The 23,920-nt window shown below is 70.7% G+C and carries 19 protein-coding genes; 11 read left to right on the top strand and 8 right to left on the bottom strand.

Going from position 1 to position 23,920, the window contains the following annotated elements; all coding sequences use genetic code 11:
- Positions 1-84 precede the first annotated feature (84 nt).
- From EDD92_RS13295 to EDD92_RS13315, 5 genes are read left to right on the top strand one after another with little or no spacing between them, the layout of a single operon-like run.
- Positions 85-873 (top strand): enoyl-CoA hydratase family protein, encoded by a 789-nt coding sequence (locus tag EDD92_RS13295; protein ID WP_123964503.1) that lies wholly within the window; start codon positions 85-87, stop codon positions 871-873.
- On the top strand, positions 870-1,706 hold the full coding sequence (locus EDD92_RS13300; protein WP_123964504.1) for a CoA transferase subunit A: 837 nt from the start codon (positions 870-872) through the stop codon (positions 1,704-1,706). The genes EDD92_RS13295 and EDD92_RS13300 overlap by 4 nt, the downstream gene beginning before the upstream one ends.
- Positions 1,703-2,422, top strand: coding sequence for a CoA-transferase subunit beta (locus EDD92_RS13305; protein ID WP_123964505.1), 720 nt, complete (start codon positions 1,703-1,705; stop codon positions 2,420-2,422). The genes EDD92_RS13300 and EDD92_RS13305 overlap by 4 nt, the downstream gene beginning before the upstream one ends.
- Positions 2,419-3,486: a nitronate monooxygenase family protein gene (locus EDD92_RS13310; protein WP_123964506.1), complete on the top strand. Its 1,068-nt coding sequence runs from the start codon at positions 2,419-2,421 to the stop codon at positions 3,484-3,486. Before EDD92_RS13305 ends, EDD92_RS13310 begins: the two co-directional genes overlap by 4 nt.
- Positions 3,483-4,124, top strand: a complete 642-nt coding sequence (locus tag EDD92_RS13315; protein WP_123964507.1) for an SIMPL domain-containing protein — start codon at positions 3,483-3,485, stop codon at positions 4,122-4,124. The genes EDD92_RS13310 and EDD92_RS13315 overlap by 4 nt, the downstream gene beginning before the upstream one ends.
- 519 nt (positions 4,125-4,643) lie before the next feature.
- On the opposite strand, the gene EDD92_RS13320 is transcribed toward EDD92_RS13315, so the two are convergent.
- From EDD92_RS13320 to EDD92_RS13330, 3 genes are read right to left on the bottom strand one after another with little or no spacing between them, the layout of a single operon-like run.
- A complete protein-coding gene (locus tag EDD92_RS13320) occupies positions 4,644-5,801 on the bottom strand; it encodes an acetyl-CoA C-acetyltransferase (RefSeq protein ID WP_123964508.1) in 1,158 nt (385 codons plus the stop codon).
- Positions 5,802-5,824: 23 nt separating this feature from the next.
- Positions 5,825-6,436 carry a TetR/AcrR family transcriptional regulator gene (locus EDD92_RS13325; protein WP_030933001.1) on the bottom strand — a complete coding sequence of 204 codons (612 nt, stop codon included), beginning with the start codon at positions 6,434-6,436 and terminating at the stop codon, positions 5,825-5,827.
- A 26-nt stretch (positions 6,437-6,462) separates the two neighbouring features.
- Positions 6,463-7,254 carry an SDR family oxidoreductase gene (locus EDD92_RS13330; protein WP_123964509.1) on the bottom strand — a complete coding sequence of 264 codons (792 nt, stop codon included), beginning with the start codon at positions 7,252-7,254 and terminating at the stop codon, positions 6,463-6,465.
- A 48-nt stretch (positions 7,255-7,302) separates the two neighbouring features.
- On the opposite strand from EDD92_RS13330, the gene EDD92_RS13335 reads away from it, so the two are divergent.
- Positions 7,303-8,442: an acyl-CoA dehydrogenase family protein gene (locus tag EDD92_RS13335; RefSeq protein WP_123964510.1), complete on the top strand. Its 1,140-nt coding sequence runs from the start codon at positions 7,303-7,305 to the stop codon at positions 8,440-8,442.
- A gap of 208 nt (positions 8,443-8,650) precedes the next feature.
- Entirely contained in the window at positions 8,651-9,634 is a 984-nt protein-coding gene (locus tag EDD92_RS13340; protein ID WP_123964511.1) for an acyl-CoA dehydrogenase family protein, read from the top strand.
- On the opposite strand, the gene EDD92_RS13345 is transcribed toward EDD92_RS13340, so the two are convergent.
- Positions 9,609-11,258, bottom strand: a complete 1,650-nt coding sequence (locus EDD92_RS13345; RefSeq protein WP_123964512.1) for a cytochrome bc complex cytochrome b subunit — start codon at positions 11,256-11,258, stop codon at positions 9,609-9,611. The genes EDD92_RS13340 and EDD92_RS13345 overlap by 26 nt on opposite strands.
- Before the next feature lie 104 nt (positions 11,259-11,362).
- Positions 11,363-12,088 (bottom strand): VWA domain-containing protein, encoded by a 726-nt coding sequence (locus tag EDD92_RS13350; RefSeq protein WP_123964513.1) that lies wholly within the window; start codon positions 12,086-12,088, stop codon positions 11,363-11,365.
- A 134-nt stretch (positions 12,089-12,222) separates the two neighbouring features.
- Here EDD92_RS13350 and EDD92_RS13355 point away from each other — a divergent pair, with 134 nt between their 5' ends.
- Together EDD92_RS13355 and EDD92_RS13360 are read left to right on the top strand one after the other, a co-directional pair.
- Positions 12,223-13,134: a rhomboid family intramembrane serine protease gene (locus EDD92_RS13355; protein WP_123964514.1), complete on the top strand. Its 912-nt coding sequence runs from the start codon at positions 12,223-12,225 to the stop codon at positions 13,132-13,134.
- 56 nt (positions 13,135-13,190) lie between these two features.
- Positions 13,191-13,862, top strand: a complete 672-nt coding sequence (locus EDD92_RS13360; protein ID WP_123964515.1) for a hypothetical protein — start codon at positions 13,191-13,193, stop codon at positions 13,860-13,862.
- A 114-nt stretch (positions 13,863-13,976) separates the two neighbouring features.
- On the opposite strand, the gene EDD92_RS13365 is transcribed toward EDD92_RS13360, so the two are convergent.
- The 3 genes from EDD92_RS13365 to EDD92_RS13375 all read right to left on the bottom strand — a co-directional run bounded on the left by EDD92_RS13365 (position 13,977) and on the right by EDD92_RS13375 (position 21,159).
- Positions 13,977-15,440 (bottom strand): glutamate synthase subunit beta, encoded by a 1,464-nt coding sequence (locus EDD92_RS13365; protein WP_123964516.1) that lies wholly within the window; start codon positions 15,438-15,440, stop codon positions 13,977-13,979.
- Positions 15,433-20,025 (bottom strand): glutamate synthase large subunit, encoded by a 4,593-nt coding sequence (gene gltB, locus EDD92_RS13370; RefSeq protein ID WP_123964517.1) that lies wholly within the window; start codon positions 20,023-20,025, stop codon positions 15,433-15,435. Before gltB ends, EDD92_RS13365 begins: the two co-directional genes overlap by 8 nt.
- Before the next feature lie 402 nt (positions 20,026-20,427).
- Positions 20,428-21,159 carry a VIT1/CCC1 transporter family protein gene (locus tag EDD92_RS13375; protein ID WP_123964518.1) on the bottom strand — a complete coding sequence of 244 codons (732 nt, stop codon included), beginning with the start codon at positions 21,157-21,159 and terminating at the stop codon, positions 20,428-20,430.
- A gap of 275 nt (positions 21,160-21,434) precedes the next feature.
- Here EDD92_RS13375 and EDD92_RS13380 point away from each other — a divergent pair, with 275 nt between their 5' ends.
- Both EDD92_RS13380 and EDD92_RS13385 read left to right on the top strand, forming a co-directional pair.
- Positions 21,435-22,544, top strand: coding sequence for an ADP-ribosylglycohydrolase family protein (locus EDD92_RS13380; protein ID WP_123964519.1), 1,110 nt, complete (start codon positions 21,435-21,437; stop codon positions 22,542-22,544).
- Positions 22,541-23,920, top strand: coding sequence for an ADP-ribosylglycohydrolase family protein (locus EDD92_RS13385; RefSeq protein WP_260326525.1), 1,380 nt, complete (start codon positions 22,541-22,543; stop codon positions 23,918-23,920). Before EDD92_RS13380 ends, EDD92_RS13385 begins: the two co-directional genes overlap by 4 nt.

Here is a 23,920-nt window from a genome sequence, read left to right on the forward strand (position 1 = left end):
ATCCGACGGCTGCTAGCTTCGAAGCCTCGCACCTAACAAATGTTTGGTGGAAAGGCGTTGGTTGGAAAGGTAGCTGATGTGCCCATGGGTGTCTCCACCTCGCCCCCGGAAAAGGGGCCCGAAAAAAATGGCATCGCCGTCGTGACGGTCGACTTCCCCCCGGTGAACGCGCTGCCGGTGGACGGCTGGTTCGCCCTGGCCGACGCGGTGCGCGCCGCGGGCCGCGACCCGCAGGTGCGGTGCGTGGTGCTGGCCGCGCGGGGGCGGGGGTTCAACGCGGGCGTGGACATCAAGGAGATACAGGCACACGGGCCGAGCGCGCTGGCCGGCGCCAACCGCGGCTGCTTCGAGGCGTTCGCAGCGGTGTACGAGTGCGCGGTGCCCGTGGTGGCGGCGGTGCAGGGTTTCTGCCTGGGCGGCGGGATCGGGCTGGTGGGGAATGCGGACGCGATCGTGGCGAGCGAGGACGCCACCTTCGGGCTGCCCGAGCTGGACCGGGGCGCCCTGGGCGCGGCCACACACCTGTCCCGGCTGGTCCCGCAGCACCTGATGCGCGCGCTGTACTACACCTCCCGCACCGCGACCGCCGCCGAGCTGCACGCGCACGGCTCGGTGTGGCGGGTCGTACCACGGGAGGAACTGCACGCCGCCGCCCTGGAGTTGGCGCGCGAGATAGCCGCCAAGGACGGGGAGCTGCTGCGTCTGGCCAAGGCCGCCATCAACGGCATCGACCCGGTCGACGTGCGCCGCAGCTACCGCTTCGAGCAGGGCTTCACCTACGAGGCGAACGCGGTCGGGGTGGGTGACCGGGTGCGTGACGCCTTCGGCAAGGAGAGGGACGAGAGGGATGAGAGGGAGGGTGCACAGGCGTGAGTGACAAGACGATGACCGCCGAGCAGGTCGTCTCCCGTCTGCAGAGCGGCATGACCCTCGGCATCGGCGGCTGGGGTTCACGACGCAAACCCATGGCCCTGGTCAGGGCGCTGCTGCGGTCCGGCATCGACGGCCTCACCGTCATCTCGTACGGCGGCCCGGACGTCGGCATGCTCGCGGCCGCCGGACGGATCCGGAAACTGGTGGCGCCCTTCGTCACCCTCGACTCCATCCCCCTCGAACCGCACTACCGCGCAGCCCGCGAGGGCGGTGCCCTGGAGCTGATGGAGATCGACGAGGCGATGTTCATGTGGGGGCTGCACGCGGCGGCGAACCGGCTGCCGTTCCTGCCGGTGCGGGCCGGGATCGGCTCGGACGTGATGCGGGTCAACCCCGGGCTGCGGACGGTGACTTCGCCCTACGACGACGGGGAGACGTTCGTGGCGATGCCCGCCCTGCGGATGGACGCGGCCCTGGTCCACGTGGGCCGCGCCGACCGGCTGGGCAACGGGCAGTATCTGGGCCCCGACCCGTACTTCGACGACCTGTTCTGCGAAGCGGCGGACGCGGCGTACCTGTCGTGCGAACGGATCGTCGACACCGCCGAGTTGACGAAGGAGGCCGCACCGCAGACCTTGCTCGTCAAGCGCCATACGGTGACCGGGGTCGTCGAGGCCCCGAACGGCGCCCACTTCACCTCCTGCGCGCCCGACTACGGGCGGGACGAGGCCTTCCAGAAGCAGTACGCGTCCACTCCCTGGCCGGAGTTCGCCGCACGGTTCCTGGCCGGGGACGAACAGGCCTACCAGTCGGCGGTCGGGGAGGCGACATGAGCGAGGTGAGCCGCGCCGAGTACTGCGTGATCGCCTGCGCCGAGGCCTGGCGGGGCAACGGTGAGGTGCTCGCCAGCCCCATGGGACTGATCCCGTCCATCGGAGCCCGTCTCGCCCGGCTCACCTTCTCCCCGGACCTGCTGCTGACCGACGGTGAGGCGATGCTGGTCCGCCCGGACGGGACGCCGGAGGGGTGGCTGCCGTACCGGCAGCATCTTGCCCTGGTGTCCAGTGGCCGCCGGCACGTGATGATGGGCGCGAGCCAGATCGACCGGTTCGGCAACCAGAACATCTCCTGCATCGGCGACTGGGAACGGCCCGCACGGCAGCTGCTCGGGGTGCGGGGCGCACCGGTCAACACCCTGAACAATCCGACGAGTTACTGGGTGCCGAGGCATTCGCGGCGCGTCTTCGTCGAGAAGGTCGACATGGTCTGCGGTGTCGGATACGACCGTGCGGCCGGTGCGCGCTATCACCGCATCCCGTGTGTCGTCTCCGATCTGGGCGTCTTCGACTTTGCCACCCCCGACCACTCGATGCGGCTCGCTTCACTGCACCCGGGTGTCACGGTGGAGCAGGTCACAGAGGCGACGGGCTTCGATCTGGCCGTCCCGTACGAGGTGCCGCCGACGCGTGAGCCGACCGCCGAGGAGCTGCGGCTCATCCGTGAGGTGATCGACGCGGCCGGCGGCCGCGTCAGGGAGGTCGGTTCGTGAGGGAGACGGCTCTCACCCGGCTGGTCGGGGTCCGGCATCCGATCGTGCAGACGGGCATGGGGTGGGTGGCGGGCCCGCGTCTGGTCTCCGCTTCGGCGAACGCGGGCGCGCTGGGCATCCTGGCCTCCGCGACCATGACCGTCGACCGGCTGCGTGAGGCGGTACGTGAGGTCAAGTCCCGTACGGACGCGCCGTTCGGGGTCAATCTGCGGGCCGACGCCTCGGATGCCGGCGACCGGGTGCGGATCCTGATCGAGGAGGGCGTGCGGGTGGCTTCCTTCGCCCTCGCGCCCTCCGCCGAGCTGATCGCGGAGCTGAAGGAGGCGGGCGTGATCGTCATCCCCTCCATAGGCGCGCGCCGGCATGCGGAGAAGGTCGCGGCGTGGGGCGCGGACGCCGTGATCGTGCAGGGCGGCGAGGGTGGCGGGCACACCGGCGAGGTCGCGACGACGGTGCTGCTGCCGCAGGTGGTGGACGCGGTGCGGATACCGGTGGTGGCGGCGGGCGGCTTCTTCGACGGACGGGGGCTGGTCGCGGCGCTGGCGTACGGGGCGGCGGGGATCGCGATGGGCACGCGGTTCCTGCTGACGGCGGACTCGACGGTGCCGGACACGGTGAAGGCGAGGTACCTGGCGGCGACCGTGCGGGACGTCACGGTGACCAGGGCGGTGGACGGCCTGCCCCACCGGATGCTCCGCACGGACCTGGTGGACTCCCTGGAGAACTCCGGCCGCGCGAAGGCCCTCTTCCACGCGGTCCGCCGGGCGGCGGGCTTCCGTCGGCTGTCGGGGCTGACCTGGCGGCAGATGGTGCGCGACGGGCTCGCCATGAAGCATGGCAAGGACCTCACCTGGAGTCAGGTCCTGCTCGCTGCGAACACCCCCATGCTGCTGAAGGCGGCCATGGTGGACGGCCGTACGGACCTCGGGGTGATGGCGTCGGGGCAGGTCGCCGGGGTGATCGGGGATCTGCCGTCGTGTGCGGAGCTCGTGGAGGGGGTGATGGCCCAAGCGGAGGAAATCATCGGCGAGTTGGCCAAGGGCAGTGCTTCAATGCGCGCATGACGGAGACGATCAGCGAGCCTTGGGGGCTCAGCGTTTTTGGTGCCGGCAGTGTGCGGATCGAGCCGCAACTGGTCCGGGTGAAGCTGTCCGTGGATGTGCTGGAACCCTTGCCGGACAAGGCGTTCCAGGAGGCGGGTGCCGCGGTGGCGCGGCTGCGTGAGGTGTTGCGCGGGCATGGGATACCGGACGCGTCGGTGTCGGGCTCTCGGCTCAAGCTGAGCTCGGAGTACTCCGGTTACGGCGCCGACCGGAAGTTCCTCGGGTACAGCTGCCAGGCCTCGTATGTCATCGAGACCGAGGCGCTCGACGACCTCCAGCACCTGATCGTGGACGCGGTCGACGCCGGCGCGCACAACATCGACAGCGTCGAGTTCGACGTGCACGACAAGCCCGCGCTGCGGGACGAGGCGCGCCGCAAGGCGGTGACCGCCGCCCGCCGCAAAGCCGAGGTGTACACGGAGGCCGTGGGCGTACCGCTCGGGACAGTGCTGCACATCCAGGACGTGGACTCCGAGTCGCACGAGTTCCGCCAGTACCGGGGACACGGCGGCGGGGGCGGCAGCTCGGCGGGCGATCTCGCGCCGGGCATGGTGGAGGTGTCCGCGGGCGTGGTCCTGGGCTTCTCGCTCGGCCGCTGACACCCCGGACCGCCGCCGCAGAGCGATACTCAGAGCCGTTCGACAACCGTCCGGTTCACCTGACCCCCTCGCACACCGGCACCCTCCGACGGCCCCCTGGAACCGCTCGCCCCCAGGACCACAGGCGTCGGGCACCCGCGCCCGGACTCCCTCCACCCAAGTGACTGGCCGAGCGTTCGCCGCCCCCTCACAGCCCCCCCCCCCCCCCCGGCGACCATCACATTCGCCTGACCACCCCCTCACACACCGGCACCCTCCCCACGACCCCTCGCACCGCACGGCCCAGGGGCCTCACAAGCTTCGGGAGCTGCGCCGGACTCCGTCCGCCGGAGTGGATGGCTGAGCACTCGCCCCCGCCTCACAGCCCCTCGACGACCATCACATTCGCCTGACCACCCCCTCACACACCGGCACCCTCCCCACGACCCCTCGCACCGCACGGCCCAGGGGCCTCACAAGCTTCGGGAGCTGCGCCGGACTCCGTCCGCCGGAGTGGATGGCTGAGCGCTCGCCGCCCCCTCACAGCCTCTCGATGACCGTCACGTTTGCCTGGCCGCCGCCCTCGCACATCGTCTGCAGGCCGAAACGGCCCCCCGTGCGCTCCAGTTCGTGCAGGAGGGTCGTCATCAGCTTGACGCCCGTCGCGCCCAGGGGATGGCCGAGGGCGATCGCGCCGCCGTTGACGTTGACCTTGTCCGGGTCGGCGGCGGTCTCCTTCAGCCAGGCGAGGACGACCGGCGCGAAGGCCTCGTTGATCTCGACGAGGTCGATGTCGTCGATCGACAGGCCGGTCTTCTTCAGGGCGTGGGCGGTGGCCGGTATCGGGGCGGAGAGCATGCGGATCGGGTCCTCGCCGCGCACGGACAGGTGGTGCACGCGCGCGCGTGGCGTCAGTCCGTGCTCGCGTACCGCCCGCTCCGAGGCGAGCAGCATCGCCGCCGCCCCGTCGGACACCTGCGAGGAGCAGGCGGCGGTGATGGTGCCGCCGTCGAGAACCGGCTTGAGCCCGGCCATCTTCTCCAGGGAGGTGTCCCGGCGCGGGCCCTCGTCCACGGCGACCGGGCCGTAGGCGACGGTCTCGCGGTCGAAGCGGCCCTCGTCGATGGCCCGCAGCGCCCGCTGATGGGACCTGAGCGCGAACTCCTCCTGGTCCCCACGGCTGATCCCCCACTTCGCGGCGATCATCTCGGCGCCGACGAACTGGTTCACCGGCTGGTCCCCGTACCGTGCGCGCCAGCCCTCGCTACCCGCGAAGGGGCCTTCGGTGAACCCCAGGGGCTCGGCGGCCTGGCGGGTCGCGAAGGCGATCGGGATCTGCGACATGTTCTGCACGCCGCCGGCGACCACCAGGTCCTGCGTGCCCGACAGCACGGCCTGCGCCGCGAAGTGCACGGCCTGCTGCGAGGAACCGCACTGCCGGTCGATCGTCACGCCCGGCACCTCCTCGGGCAACCCCGCCGCCAGCCAGCAGGTCCGCGCGATGTCCCCCGCCTGCGGCCCCACCGCGTCCAGACAGCCGAACACGACGTCCTCGACGGCGGCCGGATCCACCCCGGAGCGGGTCATCAGTTCCTTCAGCACATGGGCACCGAGGTCGGCGGGATGGACGCCGCTCAGTCCGCCCCCGCGCCGCCCCACAGGCGTACGGACCGCTTCGACGATGTAGGCCTCGGCCATGTCAACTCCCTCAGCAGAAAGGGCTATTCGCGTACCGCGATCCCGTCCAGCACCATCGACAGATACTGCCGGGCGATCTCCTCCGGGCTGTGCTGCCCGCCGGGCCGGTACCAGGACGCGGCCACCCACACGGTGTCGCGCACGAACCGGTAGGTGAGCCGGACGTCCAGGTCCGCCCGGAAGACCTGGGCGGCCACCCCGCGCTCCAGCGTGGACAGCCACGCCTTCTCGAACTTGCGCTGCGACTCCGCGAGAAACGCGAACCGCTCCTGCGCGAGCAGCTGCTTGCTCTCCTTCTGGTAGATCGCGACGGCGGCGCGGTGCCGGTCGATCTCCCGGAACGACTCGGTGACCAGGGCCTCCAGCGTCTCCCGCGGTCCCAGCTCGGCGTCCAGGACGGTGTCGTAGCCGCCCCAGAGCTCGTCGAGGAAGGTCCGCAGGATCTCCTCCAGCATCGATTCCTTGGAGTCGAAGTGGTAGTAGAGGCTGCCCGCGAGCATGCCCGCGTGGTCCGCGATCTTGCGTACGGTGGTGGCGTTGTAGCCCTGCTCGGCGAAGACCTCTGCGGCGGTGTCGAGGAGTTCGCGGCGCCGGGCGGGTGCGGCGGTCACCTGGGGCTTCTTCTTGGTCGGCACGGGTCCATTGTCGTCCGCTCCGGTCCTCAGGCGTGCTGGCTGCTGACGGAGACGACTTCTCCGGTCATGTACGAGGAGTAGCCGGACGCCAGGAACACGATCACGTTGGCCACCTCCCAGGGCTGTGCGTACCGGCCGAAGGCCTCGTGTGCGGTCAGTTCCTCCAGCAGTTCGGGCGTCGTCACCTTCACCAGGTGCGGGTGCATGGCGAGGCTCGGCGAGACGGCGTTGACCCGCACCCCGTACTCGGCGGCCTCGATCGCCGCGCACCGGGTCAGCGCCATCACGCCCGCCTTCGCCGCGGCGTAGTGGGCCTGACCGGCCTGGGCGCGCCAGCCGACCACCGAGGCGTTGTTGACGATCACTCCGCCGCGTCCGTCCGCCCGCATCAGCCGCAACGCCGCCCGTGTGCACCGGAAGGTGCCGTTCAACGTCACGTCGAGGACGCGGGTCCACTGCTCGTCGCTCATGTCGACGAGGTCCGAAGTGCCGCCCAGACCGGCGTTGTTGACCACGACGTCCAGCCGCCCGTGCTCCCGCACGGCCGTGTCGAAGAGTTCCTGCACCTGCGACTCGTCGGTCACGTCGCACACCACCGCACCCACCGACTCCGCCCCGAACTCGCCGGCCAGCTCCGCCTCGTACTCCTTGAGGCGCCGCACATGCGCGTCGCCGATCAGCACGCGCGCGCCCTCCTCCAGGAAGCGCCGTGCGGTCGCGCCGCCGATGCCCGCTCCGGCCGCCGCGGTGATGACGGCGGTGCGCCCCTTCAGCAGCCCGTGCCCCGGCTCGTACACGGGACTCTCGACGACTGTCATAGCCCCACGCTAACCTACCAAACACTTGTTAGGGAAGGATGGCAGCTGATGGATCTCGCCTTCACGCAGGAAGAGGAGGCCTTCCGCGCCGAGGCCCGGGCCTGGCTCGCGGACCGGGTGCCGCGCGCTCCTCTGCCGTCCCTGGAGACCGCGGAGGGCTTCGCGGCCCACCGCGCGTGGGAGGCGGAACTGGCCGCGGACCGCTGGTCGGTCGTCAACTGGCCGACGGCGTACGGCGGAAGGGACTCCGGCCTGATCCGGTGGCTGATCTTCGAGGAGGAGTACTGGGCGGCGGGGGCCCCGGGCCGGGTCGGCCAGAACGGGATCAGTCTGCTCGCGCCGACCCTGTTCGACCACGGCAGCGAGGAGCAGAGAGCGCGCGTGCTGCCGCCCATGGCCACGGGCGAGGTGGTGTGGGCGCAGGCCTGGTCGGAGCCGGAGGCGGGCTCGGACCTGGCGTCCCTGCGGTCGAAGGCGATGCGTACGGACGGCGGCTGGCTGCTGAGCGGGCACAAGACGTGGTCGTCGCGTGCCGCCTTCGCGGACCGTGCCTTCGGCCTGTTCCGCAGCGACCCGGAGGCCCCCAAGCCCCACCAGGGGCTGACCTATCTGATGTTCGACCTGCGCGCACCCGGTGTCACGGTCTGTCCGATCGGCCGCCTCGACGGGAAACCGGCGTTCGCCGAGCTCTTCCTTGACGAGGTGTTCGTGCCGGACGAGGACGTGATCGGCGCGCCCGGCGAGGGCTGGCGGATAGCGATGTCGACGGCGGGCAACGAGCGGGGGCTGATGCTCCGCTCCCCCGGCCGTTTCCTGGCGGCGGCTGACCGGCTGCGCCGTCTCTGGCAACAGCAGGGATGCCCGCCCTCCGCCCAGGCCCAGGTGGCGCACGCCCTGATCGGCGCGCGGGCCTACCGGCTCTTCACCTTCGCCGCCGCCTCCCGCTTCCTGGAGTGCGGCTCCATCGGCCCGGAGTCCAGCCTGAACAAGGTCTTCTGGTCCGAGTACGACATCGCGCTGCACGAGACGGCTCTCGACCTGCTCGGCGAGCAGGGCGAGGCGGCGGACTCGGAGTGGGCCGGGGGCTATGTCTTCTCCCTCGCCGGCCCGATCTACGCGGGCACGAACGAGATCCAGCGCGACATCATCGCCGAGCGGCTGCTCGGCCTGCCGAAGGGGCGCCGCTGATGCCTTGCCCTCTGCTGGGCGTGCCAGTGTGCGGCTCCGCCGCGGGTCCACGGTGGGTCGTTCATCGTCTGCGGCGCCGTCGTGGCTGGTCGCGCCCGCGCGGCGGTGCCGCACATGTCACAGCCCCGCGCCCCTTTGGGGCGCGGCCGATCCGCAGCGCAAATTCGCCCACCCGACGTTGCGCCGAGGTTGCGAAGGGATGCTACTGATGCGGTTCCTCCTTGACGCAGAGCAGCGCGCGTTCGCGGCCTCCCTCGACGCCATGCTGACAGCCGCCGACACGCCTTCAGTCGTACGGGACTGGAGCCGCGGCGAGCACACGAGGGGCCGCGCGCTGTGGTCCCGTCTCGCGGACGCGGGCGTCTTCGCCCTGGCGGTCCCCGAGGAGTACGGCGGCCTGGGGCCCCGTCCCGTCGAACTCGCCGTCGCGTTCGTCGAGTTGGGGCGGCATGCGGTACCGGGACCGGTGGTGGAGACGGTCGCGGCGGCGGCCCTGCTCGCCGCGCTGGACGACACGGGTCCGGCCAAACGCCTGCTGCCCGCGCTGGCCTCCGGCGAGTCGGCGGCGACGCTCGCGACGGGACCGTATGCGCTGGACGCGGACATGGCGGACGTACGGCTGACCGTGGCGGCAAGGGACGCCGAACTGCGCCTCGCTCCCCCGCCCGGCCGCCCGCACCCCTCCCTCGACCCCGCCCGCCGCCTCTTCGCGCCGGCGCACGGAGGGGAACTGCTCGCTGTCGGTCCGCAGGTCGCCGAGGCCGCCGCCCATGGCCTGACCTGGGGTCGCCTCGCCGCTGCCGCCCAGTGCCTCGGCGTCGGACTGGCGCTCCTGGACAGAACCGTCGCCTACGTCGGGCAGCGCACCCAGTTCGGCGTCCCCATAGGCTCCTTCCAGGCCGTCAAGCATCACCTGGCCGACGCGAAGATCGCGTTGGAGTTCGCCCGCCCCCTGTTGTTCGGGGCCGCGCTCACCATGGCTCCCGCCGATGTCGCCGCCGCCAAGGTCACCGCATCCGAGGCGGCGTACGCCACCGCGCGTACCGCACTGCAGCTGCACGGCGCGATCGGCTACACCGCGGAGTACGACCTGTCCCTGTGGCTGACCAAGGCCCGCGCCCTGCGCACCGCGTGGGGCGGGCCGCAGGAGTGCCGGGCCCTGGTCCTCAGTGGTGGTGATCGCCGCTGGTGAGTTCCCGGAACTCCTCCACCGTCGGCTTCGGGATGTGCGACTCCGAACCGAACATCAATCGGGCCAGCCGGGCGCGTGCCCGCTGCCCCGGCTTCACCGGCCGCCGTACGCCGTTCGCGTCGACGAGCGGGCCGATCTCGTAGGGCGGGTTCTGCTCGTGCTGGGTGAGGGTGAACAGCTGGTCCTGCGCGAGGGGCTCGTGGACCTCGACGAACTCGCCGTGCGGCAGCCGTTTGATGGTGCCGCTCTCCCTGCCGTGCAGCACCTTGTCCCGGTCCTTGCGCTGCAGGCCCATGCAGACCCGTTTGGTGACGAGGAACGTGACGACCGGCGCCACGAAGAAGGAGACCCGCACGAACCAGGTGATCGAGTTGATGGACAGATGCAGATGGGTGGCCACGATGTCGTTGCCGCCGCCGATCAGCAGCACGACGTACAGGGCCAGCCAGGCCGCGCCCAGCCCGGTGCGGACCGGCATGTTGCGCGGCCGGTCCAGGATGTGGTGCTCGCGTTTGTCGCCGGTGATCCATGCCTCGAGGAAGGGATACAGACCGAGGGCGAGCAGCAGCAGCGGGAAGAGCGAGAAGGGGATGAAGACGCCGAGCTCGAGGGTGTGGCCCCAGAAGTTGAGCTCCCATCCCGGCATCACCCGGATCAGGCCCTCGGAGAAGCCGAGATACCAGTCGGGCTGGGCTCCCGTGGTCACCAGGTCCGGGCGGTAGGGGCCGAAGGCCCACACGGGGTTGATGCTGGCGATGCCGCCCATGAAGGCCAGCACGCCGAAGACGAGGAAGAAGAAGCCGCCCGCCTTGGCCATGTAGACCGGCAGGAAGGGCATGCCGACGACCGTCTTCTGGTCGCGTCCGGGCCCCGGGTACTGGGTGTGCTTGTGGTAGAAGACCAGGATCAGATGGGCGACGACCAGGCCCAGCATGATCCCCGGCAGCAGCAGGACATGGACCGGGAAGAGCCGCGAGATGATGTCGTGCCCCGGGAACTCCCCGCCGAAGAGGAAGAACGACAGGTACGTGCCGACGATCGGGACGGACAGGATCGCACCGTCGGCGAAGCGGATGCCGGTGCCGGACAGCAGGTCGTCGGGGAGCGAGTAGCCGGTCAGACCGGTGATGATGCCGAGGAACAGCAGGGTCCAGCCGAACAGCCAGTTGAGCTCGCGCGGCTTGCGGAACGCCCCGGTGAAGAACACCCGCATCATGTGCACGAGCATGCCGGTGACGAAGACCAGCGCCGCCCAGTGGTGGATCTGCCGGATCAGCAGCCCGCCGCGCACATCGAAGCTGATGTCGAGCGTGGACTCGTAGGCCCGGGTCATCGGGACGCCGTTGAGCGGGACGTACGAGCCGTGGTAGATCACCTCGACGCCGCTCGGCTCGAAGAACAGGGTGAGATAGATGCCGGTGAGGATCAGGATGAGAAAGCTGTAGAGACAGACCTCCCCCAGCATGAAGGACCAGTGGTCCGGGAAGACCTTGCGCATGTTGGCCTTGGCCAGCCCGTACAGACCCAGCCGCCCGTCGGCCCAGTCCGCCAGCTTCTCACCCGTGCCCGCCGGCTCCCTGCGCGTGGCTCCTGCCGCCTGGTTCCCCGATCGTGCGCCGTCCATACGTTCGTCGCCTCCCCGTCGGATCATCCTCAGGGTGGCACGGCGTCCCGGGTAAGCCAACTGTGAGAGCAGCCGTACGAGTGACTTGCGCCCCTCACGGGCTCTCAGACCGACCGCACGATCCCCTTGGCCCGCGCGGCGGCCAGCCACGTCGGGAACTCCCCGACCAGCCGGTCGTACAGTTCCGCGTCGGTCACCTGCCCCGGATCCGATCCGGCGTGGAAGAACCCTGCGTTGTCGACGACCCGCTTGTGCGGCACCGCCAGCTCGTCGAGCTTGCGCAGGAAGTCGAACTGCTTGCTGCCCGGATCCCCGAAGCCCACGAACTGCCAGAACAGCGGCAGCCTGGCCGCCTTGCACAGATAGCGCTCCGCGGCGAGCTTGTTGATCGGGCCGCCGTCGGTCTGGAAGACGACGAGGGCGGGGGCGGTCGAACCGCTGTCCAGGTAGTGGTCGATGACCGCGTCCATCGCCAGGTGATAGCTGGTCTTGCCCATGTGCCCGAGCCCGGCCACGATCTTCTCGATCCGGCCTTCGTGACCGGCGAGCGCGATGTCGGTCTCGGCGTCGACGTCCGTCGAGAAGAAGACCACCGGCACGCGACCGTCGTCGTCGAGATGCGCGGACAGCCCCAGCACCCGGTCGGCGAGTGCCTGCACACTGCCGTCCGTGTAGTACGGCTTCATCGAGCCGGAGTAGTCGACGACGAGGTACACCGCCGCCCGCAGCCCGTCCAGCCCGTGCTTCTGGAGCGACACCCCGGCGCTCTTGTACAGGCTGACCAGCGCGGGCGCGGTTTCTTCGATCTTGCGGAGACTGATCGCGGCCATGCTCCCCCCTTCGTTCGTGCCGAGGTTACGTCACACCGACCCCACTCCTCCCACCACCCACAGGCGTTCGCTATTTTGTTCGCCGCCGTCCCCACCGGCTCGCCGCCCGTCCCACCCCCTCCGAGGAGCCGGCTGTGGAATCCGAGTCCACCGTCACCACCTGCTACCGCCATCCCAAGGTGGAGTCCCACGTCCGCTGCACCCGCTGCGACCGGTACATCTGCCCGGACTGCATGCGAGAGGCGGCCGTCGGCCACCAGTGCGTGGAGTGCGTGAAGGAGGGCGCACGGTCGGTACGGCAGGCGCGGACGGCCTTCGGCGGCCGGATCACCTCGGCGCCCATGGTCACGTATGTGCTCATCGCGCTGAACGTCCTCGCCTACCTGGGCGAGTTGGTGCGTCCGTCGATCGTGGACAGGTTCGAGATGCTGGGCCGAGGACTGCTCGGACCCGACGGCGGCCACTACGTATGGGTGGCCAACTACCCCGCCGACTTCCACCTCGAAGGGGTGGTCGGCGGCGAGTGGTACCGCCTGCTCACCGGGGCGTTCCTGCATCTGCCGCCCACCGGGGGGACGTTCGGGATCGCGCACATCGTGATGAACATGGTCGCGCTGTGGAACATCGGCCGGGTGGTCGAGTCCCAGCTCGGCCGGATCCGCTACATCGCCCTCTACGTCCTGTCGGCGCTGGGCGGCTCCGTGCTGGTCCTGCTGATCGCCCCCGACCAGGCCGCGGTCGGCGCCTCGGGCGCGATCTTCGGGCTCGGTGCCGCGTACTACGTGATGGCCCGGCGGCTGGGCGCCGACATGAGGTCCGTCAACCAGTTCATGGGCGGCCTGCTGCTGTGGCTGGTGATCTCCGCGTTCGTCACGTCCTGGCAGGGCCACCTCGGCGGGCTGCTGGCCGGCGGCGTGGTGACCCTCGCCTACGCGTACGCGCCCCGCGACCGGCGCCGCAACCTCGTCCACGCGGGCGCCTGCGTCGCCCTGCTGGCGCTCCTGGTGATCCTGACGGTCGCGAAGGCCACGGAACTGGCGGCCTGACGGGGCACGGGAAAACCGGGTGTCCGGCCGGCGGGGCCGACCGTACGCTTCGGGCCATGCCTGAGCATCCGTGGTTCGTCATCGAACCGGAAGACGACGATGAGCTCGAGTTGACCGACGAGGACCGCGCCTTCGCGGCCGCGCTGCGCGAGCGCACCGCCGGTTGGGCCGAGGCCGGCGTCGACGGCTGGCTCGATCGGACCGACGATGCGCTGGTCGCCTGCCTGTCCTTCGGCGACCCCGAGGCGCCACTCCATCTGATCGACGTCGGCTTGCACTTCTACGGCGGCCGCGTCCGCGGTGACCGTCTGCACAACCAGCTGTTCTTCCTGCCCGACCGCCCCTCCGTCTGGGCGCTGGAGGCCACCGGCACGGTCGATGAGCTGGCCGACCGGTCGGCGGGGTGGTTCCGGTCGGTGCTGGACAAGCCCGTCGTGCTGTACGTCTGGCTGAACGACGACCGATACGCGTACGCGGCACGCTTCGCCTATGCCGACGACGACCAGACGATCGGCCAGCTGTACCGCAAGGACCTGGCTCCGGCAGGTCAGGCGGAGGAGCTGATCGCGGTCGGCCATGTGCACGGCAAGGGCTGGATCCAGACCGTCGGGCTGCCCACGCCCACGCTCTACCAGCACGTCCGCGGCGACCGGAGCAGGGCCGTCGTACCACCCGGGGCACGGGCCGTCACCCAGCGCGGCCCGCTTCAGGGTGTCTGGTACGAGTAGGCCCGGCCGGAGGCGGACATGAAACGACGCCTGCCCAGGCGTCCGGTCGGGGACAGTCGGGCAGGCGCCGTCAGTGTTCCGTACGCCTTTGTACGGGACGTATATGAGGGACCGTCAGGCCATCAGAGCCCGGTCCGTCGGGCGGATCGGGGCCGGCAGGTCGCTGGCGCCCGTGAGGAAGCGGTCGGTGCCGCGGGCGGCCGAGCGGCCCTCCGCGATCGCCCACACGATGAGGGACTGGCCGCGGCCCGCGTCACCGGCGACGAACACGCCGGGCACGTTGGTCTGGAAGTCGGCGTCACGGGCGATGTTGCCGCGCTCGTCGAGCTCCAGGCCGAACTGCTCGACCAGGCCGTTCTCCCGGTCGGTGCCCGTGAAGCCCATCGCCAGCGTCACCAGCTGGGCGGGGATCTTGCGCTCCGTGCCCGGCTTCGGGGTCAGCTTGCCCTCGATGAACTCGACCTCGGTGAGGTGCAGCCACTGGACGTTGCCGTCCTCGTCGCCCTCGAAGTGGGTGGTGGAGACGGAGTAGACCCGCTCGCCGCCCTCCTCGTGCGCGGACGTGACCTTGTAGAGCATCGGGAACGTCGGCCACGGCTGGGTGACGTTGTTCCGCTCGTCGTTCGGGCGGGGCATGATCTCCAGCTGCGTGACGGAGGCCGCGCCCTGGCGGTGGGCGGTGCCCACGCAGTCCGCGCCGGTGTCGCCGCCGCCGATGACCACGACGTGCTTGCCCTCGGCCGAGATCGGGGAGGTGACGTAGTCGCCCTCCTGGACCTTGTTCGACAGGGGCAGGTACTCCATCGCCTGGTAGATGCCCTTCAACTCCCGGCCGGGGACGGGGAGATCACGGGCGGTGGTGGCACCGGCGGCGATGACGATCGCGTCGTAGCGCTTCTTCAGGTCGGTCGCCTTGAGGTCGCGGCCGATCTCGATCCCGGTACGGAAGCGGGTGCCCTCCGCGCGCATCTGCTCGATACGGCGGTTGATGTGCCGCTTCTCCATCTTGAACTCGGGGATGCCGTACCGGAGAAGGCCTCCGATGCGGTCCGCGCGCTCGTAGACGGCGACGGTGTGGCCCGCCCGGGTCAGCTGCTGGGCGGCGGCCAGGCCGGCCGGGCCCGAGCCGATGACCGCGACCGTCTTGCCAGACAGGCGCTCGGGGATCTGCGGGGCGACGTCACCGGTCTCCCACGCCTTGTCGATGATCGAGACCTCGACGTTCTTGATGGTCACCGGCGGCTGGTTGATGCCCAGCACACACGCCGACTCGCACGGAGCGGGGCACAGCCGGCCCGTGAACTCCGGGAAGTTGTTCGTCGCGTGCAGGCGTTCCGACGCGGCCGACCAGTCCTCGCGGTAGGCGTAGTCGTTCCACTCGGGGATGAGGTTGCCCAGCGGACAGCCGTTGTGGCAGAAGGGGATGCCGCAGTCCATGCACCGGCTGGCCTGCTTGCTGATGATCGGCAGCAGGGAACCGGGGACGTAGACCTCGTTCCAGTCCTTCAGACGCACGTCGACCGGGCGGGACTTGGCGACCTCACGGCCGTGGTTCAGGAAGCCCTTCGGGTCAGCCATTGATCGCCGCCTCCATCATCTTCTCGGTGATCTCGGACTCGGAGAGTCCCGCCTGCTCGGCGGCGTCCTTGGCGGCGAGCACTGCCTTGTACGTGCTGGGGATGATCTTGCTGAAGCGGTCCACCGCGGTGTCCCACTCGGCGAGGATCTTCTCGGCGACCGTGGAGCCGGTCTCCTCCTGGTGGCGGCGCACCACGTCGTGCAGCCACTGCTTGTCGGTGTCGTCGAGGGCCTCGACGGCGCTGACGTTGCCGACGTTGACGTTGTCGACGTCCAGGTCGATCACGTACGCGATACCGCCGGACATACCGGCCGCGAAGTTGCGGCCGGTCTCGCCGAGGACCACCGCGCGACCGCCGGTCATGTACTCGCAACCGTGGTCGCCCACGCCCTCGGAGACGACCGTGGCACCGGAGTTGCGGACGCAGAACCGCTCGCCGGTACGGCCGCGCAGGAACAGCTCGCCGCCGGTCGCGCCGTAGGCGATGGTGTTGCCCGCGATCGTCGAGTACTCGGCGAGGTGGTCGGCGCCCCGGTCCGGGCGGACGATCACACGGCCGCCGGAGAGGCCCTTGCCGACGTAGTCGTTGGCGTCGCCCTCCAGGCGCAGCGTGACACCGCGCGGCAGGAAGGCGCCGAAGGACTGGCCCGCGGAGCCGGTGAAGGTGATGTCGATGGTGTCGTCGGGCAGGCCCGCGCCACCGAACTTCTTCGTCACCTCGTGGCCGAGCATCGTGCCGACCGTGCGGTTGATGTTGCGGATCGCGACCTGCGCGCGCACCGGCTGGGCGTCGGTCGCGGAGTCCGCGGCCAGGGCGTCGGCGGCGAGCTTGATCAGCTCGTTGTCGAGCGCCTTCTCCAGGCCGTGGTCCTGCGCGATGACCTGGTGGCGCACCGCGCCCTCGGGCAGCGAGGGCACGTGGAACAGCGGCTCCAGGTTCAGGCCCTGTGCCTTCCAGTGGTCGACGGCGCGCGTGACGTCGAGCGCCTCGGCGTGGCCGACGGCTTCCTCGATGGTGCGGAAGCCCAGCTCGGCGAGGATCTCGCGGACCTCTTCGGCGATGTACTGGAAGAAGTTGACGACGTACTCGGCCTTGCCGGAGAACCGGTCCCTGAGGGTCGGGTTCTGGGTGGCGATGCCGACCGGGCAGGTGTCCAGGTGGCAGACGCGCATCATGACGCAGCCGGAGACGACGAGCGGCGCGGTCGCGAAACCGAACTCCTCGGCGCCGAGCAGCGCGGCGATGACGACGTCACGGCCGGTCTTCAGCTGGCCGTCGGTCTGGACGACGATGCGGTCGCGCAGGCCGTTGAGCAGCAGCGTCTGCTGGGTCTCGGCGAGGCCGAGCTCCCAGGGACCACCCGCGTGCTTCAGGGAGGTCAGCGGCGAGGCACCCGTACCACCGTCGTGGCCGGAGATCAGCACCACGTCCGCGTGCGCCTTGGACACACCCGCCGCAACCGTGCCGACGCCGACCTCGGAGACCAGCTTGACGTGAATCCGCGCCTGCGGGTTCGCGTTCTTCAGGTCGTGGATCAGTTGGGCCAGGTCCTCGATGGAGTAGATGTCGTGGTGCGGCGGCGGGGAGATGAGGCCCACGCCCGGGGTGCTGTGCCGGGTCTTGGCGACCCAGGGGTAGACCTTGTGGCCGGGCAGCTGGCCGCCCTCGCCGGGCTTGGCGCCCTGGGCCATCTTGATCTGGATGTCGTCGGCGTTGACCAGGTACTCGGAGGTCACACCGAAGCGGCCGGAGGCCACCTGCTTGATGGCGCTGCGCCGGGCCGGGTCGTAGAGACGGTCCGGGTCCTCGCCGCCCTCACCGGTGTTGGACTTGCCGCCCAACTGGTTCATGGCGATGGCGAGCGTCTCGTGCGCCTCGCGCGAGATGGAGCCGTACGACATGGCACCGGTCGAGAAGCGCTTGACGATCTCCGAGACCGGCTCGACCTCGTCGATGGAGATCGACGGGCGGTCGGACTTGAAGCCGAAGAGACCGCGGAGCGTCATCAGCCGCTCGGACTGCTCGTTGACGCGCTCGGTGTACTTCTTGAAGACGTCGTAGCGGCCGGTGCGCGTGGAGTGCTGGAGGCGGAACACCGTCTCCGGGTCGAAGAGGTGCGGCTCACCCTCGCGGCGCCACTGGTACTCGCCGCCTATGTCGAGGGCGCGGTGGGCGGGCGCGATGCCGCTCGCCGGGTACGCCTTCGCATGGCGGGCGGCGACCTCCTTGGCGATGACGTCGATGCCGACGCCGCCGATCTTGGTGGCCGTGCCGTTGAAGTACTTCTCGACGAAGGCGTCGTCGAGACCGACGGCCTCGAAGACCTGCGCGCCGCGGTAGGAGGCGACCGTCGAGATGCCCATCTTGGACATGACCTTCAGAACACCCTTGCCGAGGGCGTAGATCAGGTTGCGGATGGCCTGCTCGGCCTCTATGCCCGAGAGGAAGGTGCCCGCGCGGACCAGGTCCTCGACGGACTCCATCGCCAGGTACGGGTTGACGGCCGCGGCGCCGAAGCCGATGAGCAGGGCGACGTGGTGGACCTCGCGGACGTCGCCGGCCTCGACCAGCAGGCCCACCTGGGTGCGCTGCTTGGTGCGGATGAGGTGGTGGTGGACGGCCGCGGTGAGCAGCAGCGAGGGGATCGGCGCGTGCTCGGCGTCCGAGTGGCGGTCCGACAGGACGATCAGCCGAGCGCCGTTGTCGATGGCGGCGTCGGCCTCGGCGCAGATCTCCTCGATGCGCGCGGCGAGGGAGTCGCCGCCGCCGGAGACCCGGTACAGGCCGGAGAGAGTCGCGGCCTTGAAGCCGGGCATGTCGCCGTCGGCGTTGATGTGGATGAGCTTGGCCAGCTCGTCGTTGTCGATCACCGGGAAGGGCAGGACGACGCTGCGACAGGAGGCGGCCGTCGGGTCGAGCAGGTTGCCCTGCGGACCGAGGGAGCTGCGCAGCGAGGTGACGAGCTCCTCGCGGATCGCGTCCAGCGGCGGGTTGGTGACCTGCGCGAACAGCTGGGTGAAGTAGTCGAAGAGCAGCCGCGGACGCTCGGAGAGAGCGGCGATCGGGCTGTCCGTGCCCATCGAACCGATCGGCTCGGCACCGGCCTTGGCCATCGGCGCGAGGATGACGCGCAGCTCCTCCTCGGTGTAACCGAAGGTCTGCTGACGGCGGGTGACCGAGGCGTGGGTGTGGACGATGTGCTCGCGCTCGGGCAGGTCGCCCAGCTCGATCTCACCGGCCTCGATCCACTCGGCGTACGGCAGCTCGGCCGCGAGGGTCGCCTTGATCTCGTCGTCCTCGATGATGCGGTGCTCGACCGTGTCGACGAGGAACATCTTGCCGGGCTGCAGGCGGCCCTTGCGGACGACCTTGGCGGGGTCGATGTCGAGGACGCCGACCTCGGAGCCGAGGACGACCAGGCCGTCGTCGGTCACCCAGTAGCGGCCGGGGCGAAGGCCGTTGCGGTCGAGGACCGCGCCGACCTGCTTGCCGTCGGTGAAGGTGACGCAGGCCGGGCCGTCCCAGGGCTCCATCATCGTGGAGTGGAAGTTGTAGAAGGCGCGGCGGGCCGGGTCCATGGAGTCGTGGTTCTCCCACGCCTCCGGGATCATCATCAGCACGGAGTGCGGCAGCGAACGCCCGCCCAGGTGCAGGAGTTCGAGCACCTCGTCGAAGGACGCGGAGTCGGAGGCGTCGGGCGTGCAGATCGGGAAGACCCGCTCCAGGCCCTTGTCCCCGAACAGGTCCGAGACCAGCTGCGACTCGCGGGCGACCATCCAGTTGCGGTTGCCCTTGACGGTGTTGATCTCACCGTTGTGCGCGACGAAGCGGTACGGGTGCGCGAGCGGCCACGACGGGAAGGTGTTCGTGGAGAAGCGCGAGTGGACCAGGGCGACGGCCGAGCCGAAGCGGCGGTCGGAGAGGTCCGGGAAGAAGGGCTCCAGCTGGCCGGTGGTCAGCATGCCCTTGTAGACAATGGTGCGAGCGGAGAGCGACGGGAAGTAGACACCGGCCTCGCGCTCGGCGCGCTTGCGCAGCACAAAGGCCTTGCGGTCGAGGGCGATGCCCTCCGAGGCGTTGTCGGTGACGAAGATCTGCCGGAAGGCGGGCATCGTCGAACGGGCGGTGGCACCGAGCAGTTCGGGCGCGACCGGCACCTCGCGCCAGCCGAGGACGGTGAGGCCCTCGTCGGCGGCGATCGTCTCGATCTGCGAGACGGCGTCCTCGGTGGAGTCCTCCGGCAGGAAGGCGATACCGACGGCGTAGGCGCCCGCCTCGGGCAGCTCGAATCCGGCCACCTCACGGAAGAAGGTGTCGGGCACCTGGGAGAGGATGCCGGCGCCGTCACCCGAGTCGGGCTCGGAGCCGGTGGCGCCGCGGTGCTCGAGGTTGCGCAGCACCGTCAGGGCCTGCTCGACCAGGGTGTGGGACGCCTCGCCGGTGAGGGTCGCCACGAAGCCGACGCCGCACGCGTCGCGTTCGTTGCGGGGGTCGTACATACCCTGCGCAGCAGGGCGAGCATCCATGAAGGACCAGTTCTGGCCATCCGCGGAGTGCTGGGACGGCTGGCGCGGCGTACGCATCGGCTCTCCCGTCGTCGTCTCAAGTGGCTGGGGGCACCTCCCAGGCTCTTAAAGCTCTGGGGGCGCAAGTGCCGAGGGACGACGTTGGCCCTCTGCTGGGTGCAAAATTTCGTGCAGGTTACATGATGGAGCGGTTCTCGGGAACCGGGATATTCCGTTCCAACATGCGGACACCGCGCGGCTGCAGTGCGGGTACCGCGCCTGCGGTGGAAGCTATGGGGACCGAGCGGGACAGATCGATGTCCGTCGGCCCGAAAGACGGGGAGGGCTGCGTCGCTCTTCCCGCGGGTGCGCGGCAGGCCTCATTGCCCACAGCGCTTACGGCTCATGCCCGGTGGTTAAGCATTCGAAACCAGCGAGTAACGGCTACTTATGCGGCCCATCGCATAACTTGCAGCCGCCCTATCCTACGGCCGTTCCGAACGCGATGCCCAGGGCGTACGTCACACCGGCCGCCGCAGCCCCCAGGGCGAGCTGCCTGAGGCCGCTGAACCACCAGGTCCGCGCGGTCACCTTGGCCACCACGGCACCACATGCGAACAGCCCGAAGAACGCGAGCAGCAGAGCCGGCCACAGCGCGGTCGCACCGAGCAGATAGGGCAGTACGGGCAGCAGGGCGCCCAGCGCGAAGGAACCGAACGAGGACACGGCGGCGACGAGCGGCGAGGGCAGGTCCCCGGGGTCGATGCCGAGCTCCTCGCGGGCGTGTATCTCCAGGGCCTGCTCGGGGTCCTTCGACAGCTGCCTGGCCACTTCCCGCGCCAGCTCGGGCTCGACGCCGCGGGCCTCGTAGAGCGCAGCGAGCTCGGCCTCCTCGTCCTGCGGGTGCTTCCTCAGCTCCCTGCGCTCCACGTCCAGCTCGGCCTCGACGAGCTCACGCTGCGAGGCGACGGAGGTGTACTCCCCGGCAGCCATGGAGAAGGCGCCGGCGGCGAGCCCCGCAAGCCCGGTCAGCACGATGGTCTGCTGCCCCACGGCCCCACCCGCGACACCGGTCATCAGCGCGAGATTGGAGACCAGCCCGTCCATCGCCCCGAACACGGCGGGCCGAAGCCAACCACCGTTGACGTCCCGGTGCGTGTGGTTGTCGCGGTGCGCCACGTGCAGCGCGGCCTCGGTCTCGATGATCGCCATTGCGGGGTCCCCCAGGGAAGCTAAGCCAAAGCTAACTTTGGACAAGTTCTACTCTTCGACAACAGCAGAACCTACGCTCCGAATTCCCCTCCCGCCAGCAAGGAAAGGCTCGGCTAACCTGCACCTTTACCTCTCTGTGCTCACTCGTGCGCGGCTGCGCACAGATGTCGACCGGGTGACATGGCTCCGCCCGAGGCGCAGGTCAACCGCCGACGGTGGGACACATGGGCAAAGGGTTCGCGCCCTGTGCGAGCCCCCTCCCGGAGAGGCCGCGTATGGCATCGATCGCCTGCACTCCCTCGGTCCCGTCGCCCGGGAACGCCACCGACCTCCGCGAGCGGGCCCGGGGCGCGCTGCTGGGCCTGGCCGTCGGCGACGCCCTGGGGGCTCCGGCGGAGAACCTGAAGCCGTCGGAGATCCGCGCCCGCTGGGGCCGCATCACGGGTTACGTGACCGACAAGCCGGCGGGCACGGACGACACCGAGTACGCGATCTTCTCCGGCCTGCTGCTGGCCCGGCACGGCTCGGCACTCACCCCGGCGCACGTGGACGCGGCCTGGCACAAGTGGATCGCGGACCGCGACGAAGGTCCCTTCCGGGGCGCGGGCTTCAGCGAACGCGGCACCCTGGAGAACCTCCGCCGCGGCCTCGCCGCCCCCATCTCGGCGCAGCACCGCCACGCCTGGAGCGACGGCCTGGCCATGCGCGCGGCCCCCTTCGGCGTCTTCGCCGCGGGCCGCCCCGCCGAGGCGGCCCGGCTGGCGGCGATCGACGGCTCGGTGAGCCACGACGGCGAGGGCATCTACGGCGGCCAGGCGGTCGCGGCGGGCGTGGCCGCGGCGATGGCGGGCGCACCGACGTTCGCCGTCGTGGCCTCCGCACTGGCCGTCGTCCCGGACGACTCCTGGACGGCCCGCTCGCTGCGCCGGGCCGTCGCGGTGGCCCACCGCGGCGAACGGGCGGTCCGCTCGGCGGTCGTCATCGGCGGCTACCCCTGGACCGACCTGGCCCCCGAGGCGGTCGCCCTGGCCTTCGGCGCCTACGCGGCGGCGGACGGCGACTTCCGTGACGCGGTCCTCACGGCGGTCAACATGGGCCGGGACGCGGACACGACGGCAGCGGTGGCGGGCGCACTGGCCGGGGCCACCCACGGGGTCTCGGCAATCCCACCGGACTGGGCAACGGCAATCGGCCCGGCACGGGGCAGCTGCCTGCCGGCCATGGCGGGCCACCACGTGCTGGAGGTGGCGGACCTGCTGGTGCCGGTCGAGCGCGCGGCCGCGCGGGAACCCGCCCCGGACGTGCTCGCACGCGAGGCCTGCCCGCTGCCGGATCCGACCGCCTTCACCCTGGCCACGACCGACGAGACGGAGACATCCCGATGAGCCCGCCCGCTCCCTGGGACGAGGGAAAGGCAGAGCCGACCGAACCAGCGGCCGCCGACACCGGGCACCTCCCGGAGGGGCCACCCGCACCCGACGACGAAAGTCGCACGGGTGGTGCGGGTGGGAACGAACCCGCCGATGGCGAAGCCGAGGCGGTCGGCGACGCCCGGCCCCCGCAGGGGCTCGCCCAGGCGTCCGGCGCCAGGCCCCCGCAGGGGCTCGCCCAGGCGTCCGGCGCCAGGCTCCCGCACGGGCCCGCCAGGGCCGGAAGAACCGTCGGGCTCCTGCTCGGCCTCGCCGCGGGCGACGCCGCCGGCTGGCCCGCCGCCCGCCACCGAGCCGCCCGTATGCCCGACTGGACCCGCCGTCTCACCCGCGAACTCGACACCTTCGCCGAACAGAACGCCACCACCACCCTCCCCGTCCCCATCGCCCTGAACCAACCCCCCGAGCCCCTCCGCCTGGGCCCCTCCGACGACGCCGAGTGGGCGGCCTTCGCCGCAGAGGCACTCCTGCGCGCCGGCGACGACACCGCCCTCGGCGACCTCCCCCGCGACCGCCGCACCCGCGCCGCCATCGACCTCACCTGGAACGCCGTCGCCGCCGAAGTCGCCGCCGCAGCGAACCGCGCCCCGGAGGTGGAATCCGCCGTCCTCCCCCTGCGCGCCCGCATCTCCGTCCGCGCCGGCCTCGGCAACCTCGCCACCGGCCTGCGCCCGCCCGCCACCGGCCACGACAACCCCCACTACTTCGACGACGCGGCCTGCGTACGGGCCTGCGTACTCGCCGTGGCCCACCCCGGCGCCCCCCGACTCGCCGCCGACCTGGCCGAGTTCGACGCCCGCTACACCCAGGACGGCGACGGCGTGCACGGCGCCCGGGCCATGGCGGCGGCACTCGCCCTGGCCCTGGCCGGCGCGGACGTCGAGACCTGCGTCAATGCGGCCCTCACCGAACTCCCCGAGACCACGGAGATCGGCCGCAACGCCCGCCTCGCACTCAAGCTGGCCGCCGACGCCGAGACCGCCTTCACCCTGATCCCTCTCCTCGAACACCAGATCGTCGACCACGTCTACAGCTACGGCATCGCCGCAGCCGAAACGGTCCCGGTGGCCCTGGCCCTGACCGCCGCGTCGCACGGCCGTATCGCCGAAGCGGTACCGGCCGCGGCCTGCCTCTCCCGGGTCGCCGACTCCGCCCCCGCCCTGGCGGGCGCCCTCACCGGAGCGCTGGGCGGCGGCGCGTCGATCCCGCCGTCCTGGCGGGAGGCCTGCCGCACCCTCTCCGGCTGCGCTCTCCCCCGCCTCACCGGCACCGACCTGGTGGAACTCGCCGAACTCCTGGAAGCCACACAACCGGCCCCACCAGGAGGATGA

Origin of the sequence: Streptomyces sp. TLI_185 (assembly GCF_003814765.1) — a bacterium.
Taxonomy (GTDB): domain Bacteria; phylum Actinomycetota; class Actinomycetes; order Streptomycetales; family Streptomycetaceae; genus Streptomyces.

What these genes read in the sequence shown, in the direction of transcription:
- EDD92_RS13295 (WP_123964503.1), top strand. Translation starts at nt 85, where the DNA reads ATGGGTGTCTCCACCTCGCCCCCGGAAAAGGGGCCCGAAAAAAATGGC.
- EDD92_RS13305 (WP_123964505.1), top strand. Translation starts at nt 1,703, where the DNA reads ATGAGCGAGGTGAGCCGCGCCGAGTACTGCGTGATCGCCTGCGCCGAG.
- EDD92_RS13315 (WP_123964507.1), top strand. Translation starts at nt 3,483, where the DNA reads ATGACGGAGACGATCAGCGAGCCTTGGGGGCTCAGCGTTTTTGGTGCC.
- EDD92_RS13320 (WP_123964508.1), bottom strand. Translation starts at nt 5,801, where the DNA reads ATGGCCGAGGCCTACATCGTCGAAGCGGTCCGTACGCCTGTGGGGCGG.
- EDD92_RS13330 (WP_123964509.1), bottom strand. Translation starts at nt 7,254, where the DNA reads ATGACAGTCGTCGAGAGTCCCGTGTACGAGCCGGGGCACGGGCTGCTG.
- EDD92_RS13335 (WP_123964510.1), top strand. Translation starts at nt 7,303, where the DNA reads ATGGATCTCGCCTTCACGCAGGAAGAGGAGGCCTTCCGCGCCGAGGCC.
- EDD92_RS13340 (WP_123964511.1), top strand. Translation starts at nt 8,651, where the DNA reads ATGCGGTTCCTCCTTGACGCAGAGCAGCGCGCGTTCGCGGCCTCCCTC.
- EDD92_RS13345 (WP_123964512.1), bottom strand. Translation starts at nt 11,258, where the DNA reads ATGGACGGCGCACGATCGGGGAACCAGGCGGCAGGAGCCACGCGCAGG.
- EDD92_RS13350 (WP_123964513.1), bottom strand. Translation starts at nt 12,088, where the DNA reads ATGGCCGCGATCAGTCTCCGCAAGATCGAAGAAACCGCGCCCGCGCTG.
- EDD92_RS13360 (WP_123964515.1), top strand. Translation starts at nt 13,191, where the DNA reads ATGCCTGAGCATCCGTGGTTCGTCATCGAACCGGAAGACGACGATGAG.
- EDD92_RS13365 (WP_123964516.1), bottom strand. Translation starts at nt 15,440, where the DNA reads ATGGCTGACCCGAAGGGCTTCCTGAACCACGGCCGTGAGGTCGCCAAG.
- gltB (WP_123964517.1), bottom strand. Translation starts at nt 20,025, where the DNA reads ATGCGTACGCCGCGCCAGCCGTCCCAGCACTCCGCGGATGGCCAGAAC.
- EDD92_RS13375 (WP_123964518.1), bottom strand. Translation starts at nt 21,159, where the DNA reads ATGGCGATCATCGAGACCGAGGCCGCGCTGCACGTGGCGCACCGCGAC.
- EDD92_RS13380 (WP_123964519.1), top strand. Translation starts at nt 21,435, where the DNA reads ATGGCATCGATCGCCTGCACTCCCTCGGTCCCGTCGCCCGGGAACGCC.
- EDD92_RS13385 (WP_260326525.1), top strand. Translation starts at nt 22,541, where the DNA reads ATGAGCCCGCCCGCTCCCTGGGACGAGGGAAAGGCAGAGCCGACCGAA.